This window comes from Pyramidobacter sp. CG50-2 (assembly GCF_003612005.1).
Classification (GTDB): domain Bacteria; phylum Synergistota; class Synergistia; order Synergistales; family Dethiosulfovibrionaceae; genus Pyramidobacter.
This window is the reverse complement of record NZ_RAWT01000093.1, coordinates 1-2,034: the sequence shown is the minus strand read 5'-3', so window position 1 is coordinate 2,034 and position 2,034 is coordinate 1. Positions and strand designations below refer to the sequence as shown.

Sequence of the window (2,034 nt, the reverse complement as noted above, 5' to 3'; positions counted from 1 at the left end):
TTGGGCGTGAAAGTGGACGGCTTCGACAGCCGCCTGAGCGCTCTTGAAAAGGGCGTGGGCGGATGGAAGATCAGCGGACAGATGCGCTTCGACTACAATGCTTGGGATAAGGATGAGGACACAAAAGGCAAAAAGACTGACGGATTCGAGTTCAACCGCGCCCGTCTGTTCCTGCACAAAGATCTGACCGACGGCATCACGTTTGACGCCCGCTGGCACAAGGACACGTTCGACCGCTGGTGGCTTACTGCCCGCGATTTCATGGGCATGGAAGGCCTGACGCTCAAGGGCGGTCAGTTCGAGCTGAACTGGGAAGACGATAACGGCTGGGGCGCGGACAACAGCACGTTCTTCATGGATGACCATTATCGTGGCTTCGATCTGAAGTACAGCCGCGGCATGTTCACCGTCGAGGGTTTTGCTGCTTCCCATAAGGGCGATAATGTCTATACTGCTAACGACAGCAACGAGTACTACGGCGCCCGCCTGAAGTTCGACTTCAGCGAGAAGTTCTGGTTGAGCGTCAATGGTCTGTGGCAGAATGTCGATGACTCCAACTACAAGGCTTACTGGGCTGACCTCGGTTTCAAGTTCATGGAAGGCCTTGAACTGCGCGGTGCTTACTACATGGAAGACATCGCGGCTGACAGTGTGCTTGTTGCTGGCGTCGACGATCCCAAGGCCTGGAGGGCGGCTCTTGTCGTCGATCAGGACGTGCTCAAGTTCACCTCTCTGTGGGTCGAGTATGCCAAGATCGATCAGGGCTTTATCCTTGAAAATAGCCCTTGGAGCTTCAGCGACATCGTCTGGCCCGATCATACGAGCTTCAAGAGCGCTCAGGACACCGACGTTCTCTTTGTCAAAGCCAAACAGAAATGGAACGACAAGTGGAGCACGGTCGAGCGTTACGTCAAGTACGATATGGATACGGTTGGCGATGCCAAAGAGTGGAGCGTTGCCATCGGTTACCAGTACACCCCCAATCTGTACTTCGAACTGGCTTACGCCGACATGGATGGTCGTTGGAACGATCCTAACTACGACAACAACCAGATCCGCTTCCGCACCTACCTCACCTTCTAGTCGAATCTCCGCAAACGCAAAAAGCGGGGCTGCCTCGGCAGCTCCGCTTTTCCTATGCCGGGACGGCGTCGAATTCGGCGCCGTCCCGGCCTGATGCCCGACAATAAATCCGCGCCATTCCGGGGCAGCGCTGCCCCGGAACGGCGCGGATTTATTGTCAGGCATAGTGCGTGCGGCAGGAGATGACGACGATATGATCGTTTTCGACGCGGTAGACGAGCCGGTGCTCGGCGGTGATGCGGCGGCTCCAGTACCTTTGCAGGTCGTATTTCAGCGGTTCCGGTTTGCCGATGCCTTCGTAGGGGTTGCGATCGATGTCTTTCAGCAACTGATTGATGCGCCCGACAATCTTTCGGTCGCGGCTTTGCCACCAGAGATAATCGCCCCACGCTTCATCTGTCCATGTCTTCTGCATGCTCAGTCGACTTCGATCAATTCGTGGGGGGTGAGGCGTCCCGCTTCGGCCTGGGCAACGCTGCGGCGCAGGTGCGCCATGTTGGCCGGGGCGTAAAAGGGATCTCTTTCGATCTCGAAGGGGATGCGGTTTTCTCTGAGCATGGCCTTGAAAAAGAGGTTGACGGCGGTGGACGGATTCATGCCGACGTCGGCGCAGAACGCCTCGACTTGCTTTTTGGTGTCCTCGTCGACGCGCACGGACATTGTGGCGAGTGCCATACAGATCACTCCTTTCGAGAAAATTATAACACTTTTTGACCGCAGTGCAATACTACGTAATGCTGTGTATTAGAAATAGGCGTCATTCGAACAGAACATTTTACCGCATCTTTCATGCCGGCTTTCAGTGAGGACGTTGAATTGAAAGTCGGCATGAAAGATGTCCGGAGCATATAGTGTTTCCTTTTTTGTACGTCTCTTGTAGTGTCTTTGACGTGCGGCGTCAACGAATATCCCGACCGGCCGATGAACTGTGTTTCGCGCCATGTCGTTTTT

General features: G+C 55.0%; 4 protein-coding genes. 1 reads left to right on the top strand and 3 read right to left on the bottom strand.

What is annotated here, in order from left to right; all coding sequences use genetic code 11:
- The coding region (locus D7D26_RS11875) for an S-layer homology domain-containing protein (RefSeq protein ID WP_233543577.1) at positions 1–1,083 on the top strand (1,083 nt) is incomplete at its 5' end.
- Positions 1,084–1,240: 157 nt separating this feature from the next.
- Here D7D26_RS11875 and D7D26_RS11870 read toward each other — a convergent pair.
- The 3 genes from D7D26_RS11870 to D7D26_RS12695 all read right to left on the bottom strand — a co-directional run.
- Positions 1,241–1,498: a Txe/YoeB family addiction module toxin gene (locus D7D26_RS11870; protein WP_078015579.1), complete on the bottom strand. Its 258-nt coding sequence runs from the start codon at positions 1,496–1,498 to the stop codon at positions 1,241–1,243.
- A 2-nt stretch (positions 1,499–1,500) separates the two neighbouring features.
- Entirely contained in the window at positions 1,501–1,758 is a 258-nt protein-coding gene (locus tag D7D26_RS11865) for a type II toxin-antitoxin system RelB/DinJ family antitoxin (protein ID WP_078015578.1), read from the bottom strand.
- Between the two features lie 69 nt (positions 1,759–1,827).
- Positions 1,828–2,034, bottom strand: a 207-nt coding sequence (locus D7D26_RS12695; protein WP_233543575.1) for a hypothetical protein, incomplete at its 5' end; no start/stop codon positions are given.